11 protein-coding genes are annotated in these 21,321 nt (G+C 46.7%); 3 read left to right on the forward strand and 8 right to left on the reverse strand.

Annotated elements, in window-relative coordinates; genetic code table 11:
- The 3 genes from KTR07_RS17595 (at position 1) to KTR07_RS17605 (ending at position 5,225) form a co-directional block, all read left to right on the forward strand.
- A complete protein-coding gene (locus KTR07_RS17595) occupies positions 1-1,857 on the forward strand; it encodes a RagB/SusD family nutrient uptake outer membrane protein (protein ID WP_011107894.1) in 1,857 nt (618 codons plus the stop codon).
- Positions 1,858-2,149: 292 nt separating this feature from the next.
- Positions 2,150-3,709, forward strand: a complete 1,560-nt coding sequence (locus tag KTR07_RS17600; protein WP_011107895.1) for a beta-N-acetylhexosaminidase — start codon at positions 2,150-2,152, stop codon at positions 3,707-3,709.
- 13 nt (positions 3,710-3,722) lie between these two features.
- On the forward strand, positions 3,723-5,225 hold the full coding sequence (locus KTR07_RS17605) for an arylsulfatase (protein ID WP_113748325.1): 1,503 nt from the start codon (positions 3,723-3,725) through the stop codon (positions 5,223-5,225).
- A 166-nt stretch (positions 5,226-5,391) separates the two neighbouring features.
- On the opposite strand, the gene KTR07_RS17610 is transcribed toward KTR07_RS17605, so the two are convergent.
- The 8 genes from KTR07_RS17610 to KTR07_RS17645 all read right to left on the reverse strand — a co-directional run bounded on the left by KTR07_RS17610 (position 5,392) and on the right by KTR07_RS17645 (position 21,306).
- The gene (locus KTR07_RS17610) at positions 5,392-6,567 is read right to left on the reverse strand and encodes a mechanosensitive ion channel family protein (protein ID WP_008762107.1); all 1,176 of its coding nucleotides are present in this window, start codon (positions 6,565-6,567) and stop codon (positions 5,392-5,394) included.
- A gap of 134 nt (positions 6,568-6,701) precedes the next feature.
- On the reverse strand, positions 6,702-8,249 hold the full coding sequence (locus KTR07_RS17615; protein ID WP_011107897.1) for a sulfatase-like hydrolase/transferase: 1,548 nt from the start codon (positions 8,247-8,249) through the stop codon (positions 6,702-6,704).
- An 86-nt stretch (positions 8,250-8,335) separates the two neighbouring features.
- Positions 8,336-10,153 (reverse strand): alpha-L-fucosidase, encoded by a 1,818-nt coding sequence (locus KTR07_RS17620; protein WP_011107898.1) that lies wholly within the window; start codon positions 10,151-10,153, stop codon positions 8,336-8,338.
- 167 nt (positions 10,154-10,320) lie between these two features.
- A complete protein-coding gene (locus tag KTR07_RS17625) occupies positions 10,321-13,392 on the reverse strand; it encodes a glycoside hydrolase family 2 TIM barrel-domain containing protein (protein ID WP_217315468.1) in 3,072 nt (1,023 codons plus the stop codon).
- 25 nt (positions 13,393-13,417) lie between these two features.
- Positions 13,418-15,748: a glycoside hydrolase family 20 protein gene (locus tag KTR07_RS17630; RefSeq protein WP_117981528.1), complete on the reverse strand. Its 2,331-nt coding sequence runs from the start codon at positions 15,746-15,748 to the stop codon at positions 13,418-13,420.
- A gap of 17 nt (positions 15,749-15,765) precedes the next feature.
- Positions 15,766-17,349, reverse strand: coding sequence for a sulfatase (locus KTR07_RS17635; RefSeq protein ID WP_008762102.1), 1,584 nt, complete (start codon positions 17,347-17,349; stop codon positions 15,766-15,768).
- A gap of 195 nt (positions 17,350-17,544) precedes the next feature.
- Positions 17,545-19,440, reverse strand: a complete 1,896-nt coding sequence (locus KTR07_RS17640; RefSeq protein ID WP_008762101.1) for a DUF5006 domain-containing protein — start codon at positions 19,438-19,440, stop codon at positions 17,545-17,547.
- Between the two features lie 30 nt (positions 19,441-19,470).
- Positions 19,471-21,306 carry a RagB/SusD family nutrient uptake outer membrane protein gene (locus KTR07_RS17645; protein WP_008762100.1) on the reverse strand — a complete coding sequence of 612 codons (1,836 nt, stop codon included), beginning with the start codon at positions 21,304-21,306 and terminating at the stop codon, positions 19,471-19,473.
- Between the last annotated feature and the right edge of the window lie 15 nt (positions 21,307-21,321).

The following is a 21,321-nucleotide window of genomic DNA, read 5'->3' on the forward strand; positions in this document are numbered from 1 at the left end:
ATGAGAAAATATTTAATCTTTATATGTACAGTTTTGTTAGCAAGCTGTCTCAATAACGATTTCCTGGAAAGGTATCCTTTGGGAGACCCGACTGCCGAAACGGCTTTTGAAACATACGACAATTTCAAGGCATACGCCTGGGGATTGTATGAAACCCTGCCTTCATTGGGCTATGGCTCGGAAAATTCTACGGACGACATCTCGTACAACCAGACAAGAGGAACCAGCGAAAGCAACTGGATCAGAAAACTGGTGACCATCCCCGACAAGAAAGACAATACTTCCTGGAACTATTACAGCTATATCCGGAGGGTCAACCTGATGCTCGACCGCATTGACGGTTCGAAAATGACGGATGTAGAAAAGGCGAACTGGCGTTCCGTCGGTTACTTTTTCCGTAGTTACCGCTACCTGTCTCTCCTGTCGGCTTACGGTGGCGTACCCTGGATTGATCATGTGCTGAGCGACGACGAAACAGAACTGATCAAAGGCCCTCGTGCCTCCAGAGATGAAATAGCCGGTCACATTCTGGAAGACCTGCAATTTGCCGAAAAGAATATCAACGTGAACGGAGAAGGCAGAAACACCATCAACAAGGCTTGTGTACAGGCTTTACTCTCCCGTTTCTGCCTTTTCGAAGGTACCTGGCGTAAATATCACGGACTCAACAACGCCGAAACTTATCTGCGGGAATGCAAACGGGTATCCGCCGAACTGATGCAGACTTATCCGAACGTGGCGGACTGCTACGACGATCTGTTCTGTTCACTGGAACTGAAAGATGTTACCGGCGTCATTCTGTACAGAGAATATTCGGATGCTGTCGGTGTAGTGCACGCTGTCAGCATCGGGGGAACGACCGCTACCTCCTTTTACAATCCGACCCGCGACTTAGTGGACAGTTACCTGTGCACGGACGGAAAGCCACGCTGGACGAGTGACGCCTATCTGGGTGACAAGGATATATACGACGAGTTCAGCAACCGTGACCATCGTTTGTGGCTGCACGTCACTCCTCCTTACCGGGTAGACCGTTCGGCTTCCAGCACAGCCTGGGACAATAAATGGAAATTTACGGATAACTCCAAAGACCGCAGTTTTATCGACAGCCTCACCGTCCGCATGGGAATCGGGTACGGCACCAGCAAGGAACGACAGAAGTTATTGCCATTCCGTCAAGGATATGACGGTGGTATTCTGGGTGCATCGCCTCACTTTGACTTCTATCTGGAGAACCAGCCGTGGTACAAGTCTGCCTTCGGATATAACAACTGGAAATACTATTGCTGCTACCTGAGCATGGGCAGCCAACGAAATGAAGAGACGGATATGCCTATTTTCCGCATCGAAGAAGTCATGCTGAACTACGCGGAAGCCATGTGCGAACTCGGCGAGTTTGACCAGACAGTTGCCGACGTCACAATCAACAAACTGCGCCCGCGTGCCAATGTAAAACTCATGAAAGTCTCGGAAATAAACTCAGCCTTCGACCCGAAACGTGATCTCGGAAATCCGGATTATCCCAACGACTACGAAGTGAGTCCGCTATTATGGGAAATACGACGGGAACGACGCATCGAACTATTCTCCGAAGGATTCCGTTTCGACGACCTGAGAAGATGGAAGAAATGCCATTATGCACTGAAGAAGAAACTCGGACAATACGTACGTGCATCCGACTTCACGGCAGGAACCAATGTGACTATCGACGGTGGCGGCTCCGAAGGATATCTCGAATTCCATCCGAAACAGAATCATCTATGGCCGGATTACTATTACCTCAATCCTATTCCACGCAACGAACGGGTACTGAATCCCCAACTCGAACAGAATCCGGGATGGGAGGAAGGAAATTAACCGGTAATCCATCACCAACCGGATAATCCGGAACTAACCGGAAGAGGCTGTGGCAAATATTGGCTCTTCTTGACAGTCATCCCAATGACAGGACAAGCATTTCGTCATTAGCGTGGCTGAAAGACCTTGATATTTGACACTGCCTCTTCCCTTTTTAACTGTATTGATTTCGTAAGTTTACTCAAAAGAATAATTGAGTACTTGAAATTTATTCGTATTTTTGAGACATCAGACTAATACGGGTAATCCTTTTGCCGACTCTTACAAAATCTAAATAAACACACTGTACCCCATGAAGCACCTAATTTTTACAGCTCTCTTTCTTCTATCGTACACAGTCGCCGTCCGCGCCCAAATCGTATTTCCTACCCCCAATCAAGTAGAAATGCAGACAGGCAACCTGATTTTAGGGAAAAAGGTTTCTATGTACGCCGAAGACACTACCGCTTTTTATCTAAACCTTTTTCGAGAAGAAGTACTCTCCCACACTCCCATCAAATGGCAAAAAAAAGAATCCAAAGCCGATATCTGCTGGATAACCGACTCATCCCTGCCCCCCGAAGGTTACCGGATCAAGATTCATCCGCAACAGATGGTAATCAGCGCCTCCGACAAAGGAGGATTCACCTATGCCGTACAAACGCTACGCCAATGGGTAGCCGGTTCAGCAGGATCTATCACCTTTGCCTGCGCAAGCGTGACGGACTATCCCCGCACACAGTGGCGCTGCTTCTTACTGGACTCCGGACGTCAGTTCCAGAAGATTACCACCATCAGAAAGTATATCGACATGGCTTCACTGCTCAAAATGAACTACTTCCACTGGCATCTGACCGAAGGACTGGGATGGCGCATCGAAATCAAGCAATATCCGCACCTCACCCGGACTGGCGGTTCGGTAGGCAAAGGAGAAGAACAGCAGGGATTCTATACACAGGAAGAAATACGGGATATCATCGAATATGCCCGTCAACGGAATATCACCATCGTCCCCGAAATAGATATGCCGGGCCATGCCGAAGCTGCTCTCTCTGCCTATCCGGAGCTCGGTTGTTTCGGATTGCCGGTAGAGATACCGCAAAGCGGATTTACCCAGAACATATTTTGTGCAGGAAAAGACGGAACTCTCCGTTTCCTGAAAAACGTACTGGATGAAGTATGCGCCCTCTTTCCTTCTCCCTACATACATCTGGGCGGAGACGAAGCCCCGAAAGGCAACTGGGATCAATGCCCGGATTGCCGGAAAAGGATTACCACAGAAGGACTGAAAGACAGTCACGACCTCCAGCTATGGTTCTCTGCGCAAATGGCAAACTATCTGAAGTCGAAAGGACGGAAAGCCATCTTCTGGGGCGACGTAGTCTATCATGACGGCTACCCGTTGCCGGACAATACTGTTATCCAGTGGTGGAACTATCGGGGACACAAAGACCTCGCACTCAGAAACGCCGTCAAACACCATTATCCGGTCATTTGCAGTTCCAACTACTATACGTATCTGAACTTCCCCGTCACCCCGTGGAAAGGATATACGGAAGCACGTACGTTCGACTTGAAAGATGTCTATCTGAACAACCCTTCCGACAAAGCCATCAGCGAGAAAAATCCGCTGATACTTGGCATGAGCTGCGCATTATGGACCGACGACGGAGTCACGGAACGAATGATAGACCGACGACTTTTCCCCCGCATCCTCGCTCTGTCCGAACAGATGTGGCACGAGGGGGAAGCGCTTGACTTCGACCGGTTCTACCGGAACATCCTTCACCGCAAAGCATGGTTCGAAGAAGCTGGATTCGAATTCGGACCGGCTCTGAAAGAAGATGTAACGAAAGATTATAAATGGGATTAAAAAAAAGAACATCATGAACAAAAGAAATTTATTGATCGCAATACCCGCCCTGTGCAGCGGTTACCTGCACGGACAAACCCAACCCGCATCTCCCAACGTTATCTATATTTTAATGGACGATCTGGGATATGGAGATATCGGTTGCTTCGGACAAGACAAAATAGAAACACCCCATATCGACCGTTTATGCAGCGAAGGCATCAAACTGACACAACATTATTCCGGTTCCCCCGTATCAGCTCCGGCACGCTGCGTACTGATGACAGGTATGCACTCCGGTCATGCGCAAATCCGCTTCAACAATGAGTTAGCCGAACGCGGAGCAGTAAACAACTACGACTCGGTGTACGTTCATAAAGAGCTGGAAGGGCAATTCCCCCTACAGGCGAACACGATGACTATCGGGCGAATGATGCAACAAGCGGGATATACCACCGGATGTTTCGGCAAGTGGGGACTGGGGTATCCGGGTTCCGAAGGAACTCCCAACAAACAGGGGTTCGACCGATTCTACGGATACAATTGCCAGCGCCAGTCGCACACATACTATCCTCCTTTTCTGTATAATGACGAAGAACGTGTCTACCTGTCCAACAAAGTGACAGACCCTCACCGAAGCCCTCTGGATAAAGGTGCCGATCCGAACGATCCAGCCAGCTACGCTAAATATACGCAAAAGGAATATGCCAACGATCTGATCTTTGATGAACTGATGGGATTTGTCGATGCCAATAAACGCAAACCGTTTTTCCTGATGTGGACCACTCCCCTGCCGCACGTCTCGCTTCAGGCACCCGAACGCTGGGTACAGCATTATGTAAAGAAATTCGGGGACGAAAAGCCTTACACCGGACAAGCGGGATATCTGCCCTGCCGGTATCCGCATGCTACCTATGCGGCTATGATCAGTTATTTCGACGAGCAGATCGGCCAACTGATCGAAAAACTGAAAGCGGAACATCTGTACGAAAATACCTTGATTGTGTTTACTTCAGATAATGGTCCTACGTTCAACGGAGGCAGCGATTCTCCCTGGTTCAACAGCGGGGGACCTTTCAATTCAGCATACGGATGGGGCAAATGTTTCTTGCATGAAGGAGGTATCCGTGTCCCCGCCATTATCACATGGCCCGGCAAAATAAAACCCGGTACGCAAAGTGACCACATCTGCGCTTTTCAGGACGTTATGCCTACGCTGGCAGAACTGGCAGGCATCACTTGTCCGCCAACGGACGGAATCAGCTTTCTGCCCACATTGCTCGGCAAAAAAGGGAAACAAAAAGAACATACTTATTTATATTGGGAATATCCTGACCCAAGGATTGGCAACAAAGCAATCCGCATGGGAAAATGGAAAGGAATCATCACGGACATCCGGAAAGGCAATACGCAAATGCAGCTTTATAATCTGGAAACGGACATCAGAGAAGAACACGATGTGGCTGCGCAACATCCCGATATCGTAAAACGCTTCGAACGACTGATGAAAGAAGCTAGAAACGGTCCGGACTTTTAACGACCTTCCTTGCTAACTAACGGGACATACCGGAGCATCATCCGTAACATCCCTGCGAAAGACTTGTGCCAACGCTTTGGCACAACTATGCCAACAGCTTGGCACGGCCGTGCCACAGGCGTGGCACAGTTGTGCTAAGCCTGTGGCAAAGATGTCCCCTATAGAGTTAGTCAGAATACTGGTATACCTTCAAGTCGAACTTCGGCACCATCGCCAGCAAATGGTCGAAGATATCCGACTGAATCCGCTCGTACTCTTTCCACACCTTATTGCGGGAAAAGAAATAAACCTGAATAGGAACTCCGTACATGGTAGCCTCTTTCTGACTGATAATCAAATCCAAATCCTGATTCACCACCGGCAGACTGCAAAGATACCGCTCGATATACACCCGGTAAACCTGTGAATTGGTGGGCACCACTCCTTCCTCCGGCTGATAATCCGCCATGAGTGGAATCTCTTTCCGATAACGGTCGAGCATCTCCGGCGTACAAAACTGGAGTGTCGTCAGGTCCAGTGTAATATTCTTCATCACCCGCCGCCCACCGGAATCCTTCATGCCACGCCAGTTCTGAAAAGGACTGCTGACCAGCGTATAAGGCGGAACCGTAGAAATCGTATTATCAAAGTTCTGAATCTTGACCGTGTTAAGCGTAATCTCCTGCACCGTACCATTTGCGGCACCGGAAGGAAGCGTGATCCAGTCTCCCGGACGCACCATATCATTGGCAGAAAGCTGAATACCTGCCACAAATCCCAAAATGGAATCCTTGAATACCAGCATCAGGATGGCTGCCGAAGCACCTAGTCCCGCAAACAGACTAGCAGGCGATTTATTTACAAGGATAGAGATAATCACAATCCCCCCGATAAAAAACAAAAGTACCTGAAGTACTTGAATGAATCCTTTCATCGGTCGGTTCTTCATTGTCTCCTTTCCATCGTAAATATCCATGATCATCAGCAGAATCCCATTGATAGCCAGCAGCAAAGAAAAGATGATATAAATGGCACAAGCCTTCTGCGAAATAACCAGCAGTTCCTTGCCACGCATGAAAGCCATCGGCAACAGGGCATAGACAAGGATGGCGGGAATCGTATGAATCAGATTATGAAACACTTTACGTTTCATCAGCAATGTATTCCAAAGATGCGGTTTCCTGCGGGTATACTGCCTCATTCCTCCCACTAGAATTGCCTGACAAAGATAGTCCACCCCTACAGCAATGGCTATCATCAGTATAGCAATAATTGTTTCATCAAAACGATCGGCAACCTTCGCATCTATCCCCCAATCTATCAGGATTTTGTTCATCCATTTTCCTAAATCGACTACTAACATAAGTTCTTTCTTTATATATCATTTATATAGAAAGATAACAGTGAAAACCTACGTTTGGTTTAAAAAAAAGACTGGCGTCCGATTTACTAGAAATCAAGACCGCCAGTCCCACTGCTACTCTCTAAGCATTTCTTTTATAGTGGCAGACCGTAGCGTCCATCTACAATTTTCTCCAACTGTGCTGCCATCTTCTTTACCAGTTCCGGATTCTGACCCGCCACATTATTCTTTTCTTTCGGATCTTTCTTCAGATCGTAAAGCTGCGGTTCCTTACTGTTTCCCAACTCGATATTCACTGCTTTCAGATATGCCGGTCCATTTCCCGGACGGAGATATTTCCATCTTCCGTCTGTCACCGACAGGTTATTCTGTGCATTCTGAAGTACCAGCCATTCGCGTCCCTTCTTTTGCTTGCCTGTCCACGCTTTCAGCATCGGTTCACTATCCGGTGCCGCACCTTCCGGCAAGCGGACATTCAGCATTTCAGCAAAAGTAGCAAACCAGTCTATCTGACAGAGCAATGCATCCGAAACTGTTCCCGGACGGATCACACCCTGCCAGCTCCAGATACAAGGAATACGTGTACCCGCTTCGAACGAACTGTACTTTCCTCCGCGATAAATGCCGCCCGGAGTATGATCGCCTAGCAATTCCACTGCCTGATCCTTATATCCGTCGTCCACTACCGGACCGTTATCACTGGAAAGAATCACCAGTGTATTCTTATCCAATCCCAGTCGTTCGAGTGCATTCAGAATCTCGCCTACCGACCAGTCAAATTCGAGCAGACAATCGCCGCGAGGTCCCATGCCGCTCTTTCCTGCGAACTGTGGAGACGGAACACGGGGAACATGCGCATCCTGCGTGGCAAAATACAGGAAGAAAGGAGCAGACTTGTGTCCTTCAATAAAGGAAACAGCTTTTCCTGTCAGCGTCTCCGCAATCTTCTCATCCTGCCAGAGAGCCGACTTTCCGCCCTTCATATATCCGATACGGGAAATACCGTTCACGATACTCTGGTCGTGTCCGTGAGAAGGATGCATTTTCAGCAACTCCGGATTGTCCTTCCCGGTAGGTTCTCCCGGAAAGTTCGCTTTGTAACTTACCTGAATCGGATCATTCGGATCAAGGTTGATCACCTGATCATTCTCTACAAATACACAAGGAACACGGTCGCCCGTAGCTGCCATGATAAAGGAATATTCGAAGCCGATATCATTCGTTCCCGGCTGCAAAGGCTTGTTCCAGTCTTGTTCTCCGCCCTTGTCGCCCAGTCCCAGATGCCATTTGCCTACGACTCCGGTGTTGTATCCGGCATCCTTGAACAGGTTCGCCATTGTATAGCGTTCCGGACGGATAATAGCCGCAGCGTCTCCGGCAGCAATACCTGTTCCGGCTTTGCGCCATGCATATTCACCGGTCAGCATCGCATAGCGGGAAGGCGTACTGGTAGCAGCTGCACTGTGCGCATTGGTAAAACGTACTCCCATTTTGGCAAGACGTTCCACATTAGGAGTATGAATAGTCTTGGCTCCGTTACAACTCAAATCGCCGTAACCGATATCATCCGCATAGATAAAAACAACATTCGGACGCTGGGTTTGTTTCTCCTGAGCAGTGGTCTGAGAAGCCAGACAGGAAGTTAACGCTAAAGGTAATATACCATAAAATTCTTTTCTCATTTTGTCTTTTGATAATTATTAGGTTAGAATGAATAAGTATCTATTCTCAAAGTGATGTACTTATTAAGTTAAAATTCAAAGCTTCGTCAAGGAGCTACGGTCACTCCGATTTCATTCATTTCTACTTGCGCCGTTGTAGCCGTAGGGGTGGTAGCTTCCAGCTTGATAAAGCGTGCCTTTTCCTTCTGACCGAAAGTGACAGTCTGCGGCAACGGATTATGCATGATATTGCTGAACTCACCGTTGGCAGGCACTTCCTTCCAGTTCTTGCCATCTGCGCTCACGTAGAATTTGTAACGGAAAGCCATCGTCGGTTTCGCTTCCGCTTTCAGAGGTGCATAAGTAAATGCGGAGAGTTCGACTTCTTTGCCCAAATCAATGGTCAACGGAGAAGCAGCCACCTGTTTCCATGAAGCACGAGGCAGATTGTTCCAGTTTTCCGTCCGGTTCTCTTCTTCCAAAGGGTCTGCATAGTAGGCTGCCACCTGACTGATGTGAGCCGTCAGACGACATTCGTTGATCTTCACCCGAAGCTGGGTAGCCTTTACTGCCGGAAAACGAACCATACGCTTATAGCCTACAGTCGTTCCTTTCGCCACTTCCTGCCAACCTTGTTCCGTCAATGCCTCTACGGTAAAAGACTCCACCCGTTGCCCTTTCGTGATATCTTCCTGCAACATCACAACGTTGATTTCCGACTCCGGTTTCAAGGAATAAACAGTTTCACTGCCGGAAACAGCCTCCCAGTCTTTTCTTCCTTTCTCTACCCGGTTGTTCGTAAATATCTTCTCCCGATAAGCAGCAAATTCGTTCAACCGCTGCACATCCGCTTCATTAATCAATCCTCTGCGGTCGGGAGGAATATTCAGCAAGAGCACCGAGTTATAGCCTACCGACTGGAAATAGATATCAGCCAGATGTTTTAAGGATTTCACTTTGCTGTCTTCTTCCGCATGATAAAACCATCCCGGACGGATAGACACGTCTACTTCCGAAGGATACCAGAATAACTCCGTTGCCTTTTCCAGCATCGCACGGCTTCCTAAATCTTCGGCTTTGCTAAAGACGCCCAGTCGTTTGTTGTTTTCTTCGGAACGAGCATAAATGCCCGGAGTCAGCACCGTTGCACTCCATTCCGTTTCGCGTCCCAATCCTTTTTCATTACCTACCCAACGGACATCATCGCCCATAATTGCCATCACCGCTTTCGGCTGCAACTGTTGGATAGTCTTGTAGAACGCATCCCAGTCATAGATTTGTTTCTTTCCGTTCGGTCCTTCTCCGTTTGCGCCGTCAAACCACACTTCGTGCACTTCGCCGTAATTAGTAAGTAATTCCGTTAATTGCCGAATAAAGAATTCGTTGTATTTAGGAGAATCTCCGTAGCATTCCGCATTCCGGTCCCACGGAGAGAGGTAGACTCCGAATTTCATATCATATTTATCGCAAGCGTTACGCAGTTCTTTCACTACGTCGCCCTGACCGTTTTTCCAAGGGGAAGAGGCTACCGAATGTTTCGTGGTAGCTGTAGGCCACAGACAAAAGCCGTCATGATGCTTTGCCGTGAGAAGTACCATTTTAAATCCGGCGTCTTTTAAGGTGCGCACCCATTGTTCTGCATCCAGCTCTGTAGGGTTAAAGATAGCAGGGTCTTCCTGACCATCGCCCCATTCGCGTCCGGTGAATGTGTTGATACCGAAATGCAGAAAAGCAGTTAGCTCCATTTGTTGCCACGCAGCCTGCTGGGGGGTAGGAACCAGCCTTGCTGCCATATCGATTTTTTGTTCGAGGGTTGCATCCTGTGGAAATTCAACATGCTTCACATAGTAGTTTTCTTTCGTCAGTCCACATCCGCCCAACGTTATCACAGAAGATAAAAAGAGAGAAGTAAGTAGTTTGTTCATCATAATAAATATTGATTTAATGCTAATGAGACAAAGATAAATATAAAGGAGCAAATTTCATGGCTTTCCCGAAGCGCTTTTCATTAAACTTCGCTAAATCCATGCCATTCGCTCCCCTATATTCTATCTCAATGCAATATTTCTATCCAAATGCAATCAGTTTCAGGCTATTTTACCGGATAAAGCGTAAATTCAAAACTCTGCTTTTTCACCGGTACCAGATATTGCGGCAATACACCCGGTCCGCAGGTAGCCGTACCTACTCCTGCCTGTTCGGCATCCAGATGTATAGTTATCATTCCGTCACGCTCCAGTTCATTAATGTGGTGCGCCTTCTCTAATAATACATCCGAGAAAGGAATGATACTAAACTGGAAAGGACGATTCGATTCCATAAAGACACCTTCGCCTGCCTGATCCGTCAGTTTCGCCCAGCGTACATCTGTCCGGTTAGCTGTAGATTGTGGGGTAGCGTAATAGTGGAACATCCGTTCTACCGTCGTATCATACAGTCCTATCCTACCGGACTGGTTGCGGTCTATATACGTTTCATGATCGCCACGTCCCAGATAAGATACTTGATTATAAGCATCTGCCATGCGGAAGGTCAGCCCCAGACAAGCCATCGACTTCACAATCGCCGTATCCGGCTGGAAGGTGGTGCGAACCTTCAATGCCCCGTTCTTGTCGAGTGCATAAACAAAATCCGCCATTCCTACTTTCTGTCCTTTCCCATTAAGAATCTCAGCACGGACCGTTGCCGATGTCTTTTCTTCTTTTAGTGATACCACTTTCTGTGTCAGGTTATTCAAACCGGCCTTGCGCCACAGACGGGCTCCGTTCCTATCCCGGTTATCATTATCCGTAGCCGGACGGAACAGGCTCAAAGTGATTGGTGCAGCCAGCAATTCCTTTCCATCCAAAGTCAGGGAAGAAAGTGCCCCGGTATTCTTGTCCACAACAAAAGCTGTTTCTCCCGCCTTCTGCGGACGATAAGCCGTCGTATTCTTATTACCGGCAAGTACAAACTGGTCGTATGCCACTTCCCAGTCGGTATCCACTAGCGGAGTGGCCTCTTTACGGCTCCAGCTTAGGTTCAGATAGGCTTCCCGAACGGTATTCGGAAGTTTGACGGCACCCAAAGTGACATCTACCGTAGCGTGCGGCTCGCAGTCTACTTCCTTCGTGCCTTCGGCAAGTACGGTTCCATCCTCCCCTTTCACATTCCAACGCAGGATATATTCATTCAGATTAGAAAAGTCATACCAGTTCTTTATGCAGACTTTCAGATTCTTCCGGTCTGACAAAGTCGCTTTGATGTTCTGATATATTTTCTTCACTTCGAGTAGATGCGGATGCGGTTCACGAACAGCATTCACCAGACCGTTGCCACAGAAATTACCGAAGCTGGGGATTCCTTCCGGTCCGTAATCGCCTCCATAAGTCCAGTACCATTTTCCGTCTTTGTCTATTTCACGGAAGTTCTGATCCACCCAGTCCCAAATGCAGCCCCCTTGTGCCATCGGCTCATTTTCAAAGACTTCCCAGTATTCTTTCATTCCACCGCAACTGTTACCCATAGCGTGCAGATATTCGCAAAGAATGAAAGGACGGTAAATATCCTTCTTACCCACGTATGCCTTAATTTCGTCCACACTGCGGTACATACGGCAATAGATGTCCGTGTTGTAATTCAGTTCAGCACGTTCATATTGCACGGGACGGCCTTTCTCTACCGATTTCAGCCAGTCGTAAGTACGTTCGAAGTTGATACCGTTGCCGGCTTCATTGCCCAGTGACCAGATCACGATAGCCGGATGATTCTTGGAACGTTCGTACATACGGTGTGTACGGTCCATGTGAGCGGTCAGCCAAGTACTGTCTTTGGCAAGGGAGGCAGGCCCGTATCCCATGCCATGCGATTCGATATTCGCCTCATCAATCATATACAGCCCGTAGCGGTCGCAAAGCTGATACCAGTACGGATGAGTCGGATAATGTGAGTTACGCACCATGTTGATATTATGCTGTTTCATCAGGCGGATATCCTGTTCCATCAGTTCTTTGCTTACGGTACGTCCCAGTTGCGAATGTTCGTGACGGTTCGTCCCTTTCACCAGCACCGGAACACCGTTAATACAGAAACGTCCGTCCTTGATTTCCGAAGTACGGAAACCGACTTCACAACCGGTCAGTTCGGTTACTTTTCCTTGCGCATCTTTTAATTCGAGTACCAAGGTATAAAGGTTAGGATGCTCCGCATTCCATGCTTTTACTTCTGCAATCTTCTTCTCATCGAAAGCGATAAAGTTACTCAGTCCACGGGACTTGATGTTAATGGCATCCTGCAATACTGCCTTTCCGGAAGCATCCTTCAGTGTATAAGCGATGGAGCTGGCAGTAGCAGAAGGACCTTCCACCGTCACTTCCAGATTGAAGATACCTTCTTTGTATTTCTCTTTATCAAGGGAAGCACTTACTTTATAGTCAGCAATATACTGTTTGGGAGTGCTATACAGATAAACATCCCGTTCGATGCCACTCAGACGCCACATATCCTGACATTCCAGATAAGCACCCGAACTCCAGCGATATACTTCCAGAGCTACCACATTCTCTCCTTCACTCAGTACATCGGTAATGTCCCATTCGGCAGCCGTCTTCGATCCCTGATTATAGCCAAGCAACTTTCCGTTCACCCATACATAATAGAAAGAGATCACTCCTTCGCAGCAAAGCACTACCCGACGTCCTTTCCAGTCGGCAGGCACCTTAAACGTGCGACGATAGGAACCTACTTCATTCTCAGCAGATGGAACCAATGGCGGATTCTTCTTGAAGTTGAACATCTTGTCGTCAAACTCATAAGTTTCGTTGACATAGATAGCTGTTCCGTAGCCTTGCCGTTCCCAGTTGCCGGGAACATTAATATCCGCCCACCCTCCGGTATAATAAGAGGGCTGGTAAAAGTCCTTCGGACGGTTGTCTGGGTTCTTCACCCAGTTAAATTTCCACTTCCCGTTCAGACTCATATAATAAGGAGACTGTTCATATCCTCCCGGCTTTTCAATATCGGAAGCGTCGGCGTAAGGCCATACATAGGAATGAGGAGCGAGTTTATTCAGTCCTACCGCATACTGGCTCTGCCACTCCGGCAAAGGCTGTTTCTGAGCCGAAGCGAAGGTAGCAGTCAGTGCTGCCATCAAGATTAAAAACGTTCGTTTCTTTAATTTCATCATTATTATATTGTTTTTTGGTGACTGGTTATTCAATGATCAGTTCATCGAAACATACTCTTGATTCTTGTCCGGGACGTACATGATTTGCCGGACATTCTCCCGCTCCTTCCGTTGTCACCCGCACATAACGGGCAACGGTTCCTCTCATATCTATCGACAGGTCTTCGATGAAAGTTCCTTCACGGAATATCTCTTCGGGAGTATATTCCAATTCGTTGATATCCCGATAAGTCGCATTATCGTCCGACACGGCTACCCGGATTGATTTCGGTTTGTGCACTCCCATTCCATAGTTAGTGATACAACCGATTGTCAGCGTATTCATTTTCTCCTTTTGCAACAGATCGACGGTGAAGGAAATACGGTCGCTACTTCCCCAACTACACCATTCAAAGTCCGTTTGCTTCAGACTTCCTCTGACTCCGTTGTTCAGGACGGCTTCATTCACTTTATTACCCAGCAACGGTTTTGCCGTAGCCTTGTTCCAGTGTACCGGAAGCGTCAGTGTTTTCCCCATCTGCTGTCCATCGGCAAACGTTGCGGCATTGACTGTTTGAGCTTCTTTTACCAACAATGGTTGTTCATAGAGCGGTGAAGCGGCGGTCGGCTCGCTTCCATCCATTGTATAACGGATTTCCACATCCGGACGGACACATTCCAGTTTTACTTTCAGTGCTCCGTCTTCCGGTCTCACGGTATGCTGTATGTTGTACATCGAACGGGCATACACTATCCCTTTGGCTGCGAGATGTTCATTAAACGAATCCATTCCTTTCAGGAACGAAGTCCAGTCTTTCTTTTCCGGTTGTGTCCATGCCACTTCCGCCAATGCCGCCAGGCGTGGGAATACCAGATAATCCACATCCTCCGGCTTATTACAGAACTCTGTCCACATACAAGCCTGTACGCCCATCAGCAAATCCGCATATTCCGGTTTCCAGTCTTTCTGAACCGGCTCATAGTCATACACATCTTTCAGCGTATTATTGCCGAAATACGTCAGCGGCTCAAACCACTGCGGTCCTTGATAACGAATCAGGTACATGATGCGTGCGGGAGTCATGATGAAGCGATGTCCCTTCTCGGCAGCCTTCAGTGCAGCCTGTCCGTATCCCTGCCAACCCAGAATAATGGCATCGTCCGGCAAAAAGCTACTGTTCGTCAGCTCATCCCAACCTATCACCTCGCGCCCTTTGCTACGTACATATTCGCTCATCCGATTCATGAAATAACCTTGCAAATCCTCTTCATTGGCAATCTTCTCCTTTTTCATCCGTGCCTGACACAGCGGGCATTTCTCCCAATAAGTTTTACGGGCTTCATCGCCACCGATATGGATATATCGGGAAGGAAACAATTCCAGAATCTCATCCATCACATCCTGAAGAAAGGCATAGACACTGTCATTTCCGGCACAATAGATGATCTCGGAATTTCGTCCTCCCAAACCGGGGAGCACTCCGATATATTCCTTCACTACCGGACAAGCTAAATGAGGATAAGCTGCCAATGCCGAATTACTGTGTGCCGGCATATCGATTTCCGGTACCACTTCAATCTGACGTTCAGCCGCATAAGCCACCATTTCCTTTATTTCTTCCTGTGTGTAGAAACCTCCTACCGGAGTGGGTTCTCCGGGTTCCGGATTCCGCCGGGCAGGAAAAGGCAGGTCCGTACGATCCACTCTCCATGCACCTACTTCCGTTAAACGGGGATATTTCTTGATTTCCACACGCCAGCCGTTATCATCTGTCAGATGAAAGTGAAGCGTGTTTATTTTGAGCATTGCCATACAATCGATAATGCGCAATACATTCTCTTTGGGAATAAAGAAGCGTGACGCATCCAGCAATAACGCACGGTAACCAAAACGCGGTTCGTCCTGAATACTCACTGCCGGAATACTCCATTTTACTTTTTTATCCGACACTTCCTCTTTTTCGATGGATGCCGGAAGCAACTGGCGAATGGTCTGCAAAGCATAAAAGAATCCTTTTGCATCCGATGCTTCGATAATAATTTCTTTCGGAGACACTTGCAGCGTATATGCCTCACTTTTCAAGGTTGCATCCGTCTGGAAACGAACATTTCCCTTTTCCGCATCGCCTACCGTCAACTTCGGAGTAAAGCCTGCCGCACGGGTAAACAAAGCTATAAAGCTGCGTGCCACTTCCGCCTGCTCCTCGTTCTCTACGGCAAATACCGTTTTACCGGAGAAAAGGTAGTTCCCGCTGCCCGGCACTATTTGCGCCGGGCGTGGAACCAAGGGTATGTCATGTGTCAAGTTAGTATCGCTACATCCGGCTACTATCGAAAATAGAAAGCCTATCAGTAATATTAAAATCGTTCTTGTCATTGTTATTGTCAGGGGGATTATTCTTTGTCCCTTTCCGGAGAAAAGCGGACGGGATCATTATATTGTTCCTGTAGTTTCAGCAATTCGTCTTTCAGTTCCTTTACTACCGGTTCATACTCAGCCTCACCGTAGAGGTTATGCATTTCCGACGGGTCTGCCTGCATATCATACAGTTCCCACCAGTTGATATCATTATAGAAATGAATCAGTTTATAGCGTTCCGTACGTACGCCATAGTGACGTTTCACCATGTGTTCGGCAGGATATTCATAGAAGTGGTAATACAGAGACTTTCTCCAGTCCTTCGGATGCTCACCTTTCAACAGAGGCAGCAGTGATACTCCGTGGATATCTGCGGGAATTTCCGCTCCTGCCAGTTCAAGGAAAGTAGGTGCATAGTCGATGTTCTGTACCATTTCGGTGATATCTCCCCTGCGGTCGAAACCTTTCGGCAGACGCATGATAAGTGGTGTGCGCATAGATTCTTCATACATGAAACGCTTGTCGAACCAGCCGTGTTCGCCCATGTAGAAACCCTGATCGGAAGTATAAACTACCAGTGTATTGTCCAGCAACCCTTTTTCCTTCAGATAGTCGAGCACACGTCCTACGTTATCATCAAGAGACTTCACGGTTTTCATGTAGTCGCGCATATAACGCTGGAACTTCCAGTTGGCCAGTTCTTTTCCTGTCAGATTCTGTTTGTAGAAATCATCGATAATCGGAGCATAGAACTTGTCCCATGCGGCACGCTGTCCTTCGTCCATGCGTCCGAGGAATCTTTCATAAAGTGATCTCAGGCGTGATTTCTCATTCGGACGAAGCATCTTCAGGTCGTAAATCATATCCATGTCCTTCACGATACTCATTTCCTGAGCAGCCGCAGCAGGGCGACCTTCATAGTCGTCAAAGAAATTATCCGGCAACGGGAATGTCTTGTCCTCGTAGAGAGCAAGGTTACATGTATCCGCCATCCAGTTACGGTGAATCGCCTTGTGATGAATCAGCAGGCAGAACGGTTTCTCCGGATCTCGCTTGTTTTCCATCCAGTCGATAGCGTCATCGGTAATCAGATTCGTGATATATCCGTGTTTCTGGATGGTATCATTATCTTGTGTAATAAAGGCAGGATTATAGTAATCCCCCTGTCCGGGTACTATCTGCCAGTAATTAAATCCGGATGGCAAACTTTCCAGATGCCATTTGCCGACCAGCGCAGTCTGATAACCTACCTTTTGCAGCAGCTTCGGGAATGTCTGTTGAGAACTGTCGAATACGCAAGTCGTATTATCGTAGAATTTATTGGCACAGCTATGCTTACCCGTAATCATACAGGCACGGCTGGGACCGCTTAATGAATTGGCAACGAAGCTTTGAGTAAAACGTACACCATCCGCCGCAATGCGGTCAAGATTCGGAGTTTCCATGTAGCGGGTGTCATAGCAGCTCATCATCTGGGCTGTATGGTCGTCTGTCATAATATAGACGATGTTCAGCGGCTTTTGTTCTGTCGTTTTCTGCTTGTTTGTACAAGATGCAAGGGAGGCAACGGCGGCTACTCCTGCCAAAGAATAGAACAAGTTTGATTGCAGGTTTTCCATAATGATTAATTTATTTAGATTACATGGCAAAGATAGGGAAGATATGTAAAAAGTATGTCTACAAATAGCTAATGTATTTACAATATTCTCTATTTCCACCCGAATTAGCAGTAAATGCCGGAAGTAAATCGCTGTTGCACGATGGCCTTCCGGCATTGAACTTATTTCATACTATTGAAAACGGTTCGTCATATTTTAATAGTAGGTATGCGCATTAGGATTGTGCAGATTAATACCGGCAGGCTTACTATAATTATCGTTTGAGTAAAATCTGATCCAATCGATTTCCATACGAGGTGACTCCTGACTCGTTTTACTAGCCTCATAACTGATAGAAGCAAATCCCGAATCCCAACCGACCGGAGGAATATCGTTATATCCCAATCCCCACGCACTTGGAGCACCTAACGTCAGCAAATAATGGAAGCCTAAAGGATTCTTTTCCAGATTGAACGGCCATTCGCCGGAAGCACTACCCAAATCCGCAGATGTGATTACTTTGGTTGTTTTACCGTTAATACCCATTTTGATTGTATGATCATCAACAATTTCCACCCAATAAATATTCCATTGATCCATTTTGCTGATAGCATTCTGAGTCGTCGGATTTTTATAAGTACCTGTTGCCTGATTACCCATATGCACTGTTTGATGAGCATTATTCTGTCCTGTAATATTTCCCACCGGATTTTCCATCACATCAATCTCACCATATCGCGGCCATGCGCTATATGGATCCGACGCCTGACTTTGTGTATTTCCCTGCAGCCAGATAGCGGCATTAAACCCATTCTTATTACCACGGATACGAGCACGAGTCTCGATTCGGGTTCCCACTCCTATCCAGGTATGTTGCGGAGCATATCCTTGATTCATATTAAATTTACCGGAGAAACAAGCAGAGAATCCATAATCTTTTTGTCCGGCCCCTCCTCCTGTAGCATTAATTTTCTCTTTCACTGCCCACATTTTCAAGTAACCTTCATCTGTTACATCTGTATACCGATCATTATTAACGGCCATATATTTCTGTACCATCGCTGTATTCTGAGCCCCAAATCCTAGTACAGGACATACTCCGTTAGCATTTTTAGCCGTACGGCATTGACCATTGATTGCATGGAATTCCATTGAATTCACAAACTTCCACCCTTCAGCGGCCAGCGCTTCATTGGGATGAGGGGTTCCTGCCTTCATAGCCAGGGCCTTTTTATCTCCCCACCATGTTTTAAAGGCTTTTGCATTCTTCTCCGAATAGAATGGTTCATCAGGTGATGTATACACGTAACGTTCATCTTCCAGCTCCGAACCAAGAGGAGTATCAATATCCTGTTTCGTAATCTCCATCTTCTCTGCCAACAAAGGATGATGCTCGGAATCGGTTGCAAATGTTAAAGTCAGTTTGGTATCTCCAAAAGGATAACCATCTGTCAGCATTGTTACTGGATCACTATCTACTGAGAGTTCCCCTGCAGAAATAGTCAGAGTAGACGGAAGGTTTTCATAAAGGTCGGCCTCACCTGCTCCCGGAGTAATAGTAACTACTATATCTTCTTTAGCAGGTACATCTACTTTCATTTGCAGAATAAATGTATCCCCCTCTTTCACCACCAAGTCCGAGTTACCTTTGATAGAAACTGCTGTGCGATAATAATCAGAAACCTTAATAGCCTGTTCAGATCCATCCATCTTATACCCACGGGCAAAAGCTGTGAGCTTCATTAAGACAGATTCCGTAATACCTGAAGATTTTACCGGGACAGAAACTTCCAATGTTTTCTCTCCTTCCGGGAAAGTTACCATTTCCGGAAAGTTATTGAATAAAGTTTTTGATACATCCGTGGAACCATCAGTTGCCGTCAGATAAATATCAAATTCTTCATTGGTAGCTATCCCTGCTCCCTGTTCGTCTTTTACACTGAAAGTCATAGTCAGTGTTTCGCCCATTACCAGTGTGTTACTCTCCAATGCCAGCGTCAATGGCACTGGTTTGGGAAGCGGAGCTACTTGATCGTCGTCTTTACACCCGGTCAGAGCTATAGCCCATATTCCCAAGGGTAAACATGCATATAGTATATTTCTTATCTTCATTGTTTTATACTTTAATATGTCCTACTATTATTACTTCGTTTTTGTCCATCCCGGGTTTTGTTTCAACTGCTTATTCAGTTCCAGTTCATCCGGCGGTATAGGCAATAAATAATCACGGTCCGGCTGGAATTGATATCCTTGTGGCAAATAATCTTTCAACGGATCCATCCAACCACTATCATTGGTAGAAACCAGTCCCAACGATTCTTGTGCTTTGGGTGAGAAACTCTTATAAAGAACTCCATCAGTTCCCAGATAAGCTCCCAAGCCTCGTTGCCCTTTTATCAGCTTATGACCGGCCCAACGCATCAGGTCATCCTGACGAAAGCCCTGGAAAGCCAGTTCGGCACGTCTTTCCCGACGGATTTCCTGCATAACAGGAGTCAGAGAGTAACCAAAGGAAGTAAAGTTAGGATCAATCTGAGTAGGACGTATATAAGTAACACCCGCACGTTCACGCAAAGGTTTTAATGTCTTATTCAAGACATCATCGTTACAAAGATTCAATTCTTCCGCAGCTTCCGCATAAGCTAGTAGCGCCTCCGAATAGCGAAATAATATAATTGCCATATGGCTGCCTCCTTCTACAAACGTAGTGTCAATACCCAAGCGAATATGAAATCCGGTAATATTCTTACCGTTACCGTCTCCATTCAGATTAGGAGAAGAAATATCCTTATTCTTCTCTTTTATTTCCTCGTCTGTTCCTGTATTATCATAGGCTCTCACATTCATCGGTTTAGAGCCTTTCGCTGTAGAACGGAACTTCGCTCCTGTATTCATGACCGACTGAATCAAACGAGGATCACGTTTTTCAAAAGTCGCATTAAAGTCCTTATACTTCTCATCATTCGGATTGATAAACGTACCATCCGCATTCAGATAATTATCAACCAGCGATTTTGATACACCTGCCGGGCCATCGTTATCTACAACTCCGCCACCAAGCAATCCACCTAAACCGTGGAACACACCATCGCCGGCATATTTCTTCCAGAATACAGCTTCCGTAATCTTAGAAAGATCATCCTTATTGAACAAATGAGCAAATGCATCACCTGGATTTACAGCTTCATTATCCGTAGCATCCGTATTCAGGCTCAACCCTGCTTTGAAAAGTTCGTCTCCCCATCTCATTACTTCCTTAAAGAAGTAGTCTGAGTTATCAGTTTCAGAAAATTCCGTCCCTTTATGATACTTTTCCCAGGACCCTTCATACAAAGCTACCCGCATTGCCAATATCATGGCTGCTTCTTTGCTGATACGCAAGCCACTGTATTTACTTCGCGACTGAAGCATTCCTTCTGAAGCTGTCTTCAAATCTTCCAATATAAATTTCGCCACATCCGAACGTGATGCAGGAGGAATCTGCAAACCAGCTACTGTTGCATTCTCATCCCACAACCGGTCCATCAAAGGGATATCCCCAAAACGAGTCAACAAGTAAAAATGCCAGTACGCACGCAGGAAATATGCTTCCCCTTTCAAAGAAAGAACATCTTCTGTTTCCTCGTTCTCCGGAACACAATAATAATAAAAGAAGTAATTTACATTACGCAAATTCTGATATCCCTTCTGCCATTCAGACGAACCACTGAAAGCATTGTATTCTCCATTCAGACGCAGGTCATACTTTTCGGCAAGAATATTGTCACTGTTCTTTTCTTCACCTCTCACTCCCATACCATATTGAGAAGGAGCAGGAAGCGCCATATACAAGCCGTTAATGTAATTTTCCACCTGAGCACGGCTACATAAGTATTCTTCATTATTAGGTTCCGTCAATGGTTTTCTGTCCAGGAAGTCCGAACAAGCAGACAACATTACCCCAATGAAGGCTGTTAACAATATATATTTCTTTTTCATGTCTTTTCCTCTCTA

Source organism: Bacteroides sp. MSK.20.82 (assembly GCF_019052485.1).
Classification (GTDB): Bacteria; Bacteroidota; Bacteroidia; order Bacteroidales; family Bacteroidaceae; genus Bacteroides; species Bacteroides thetaiotaomicron.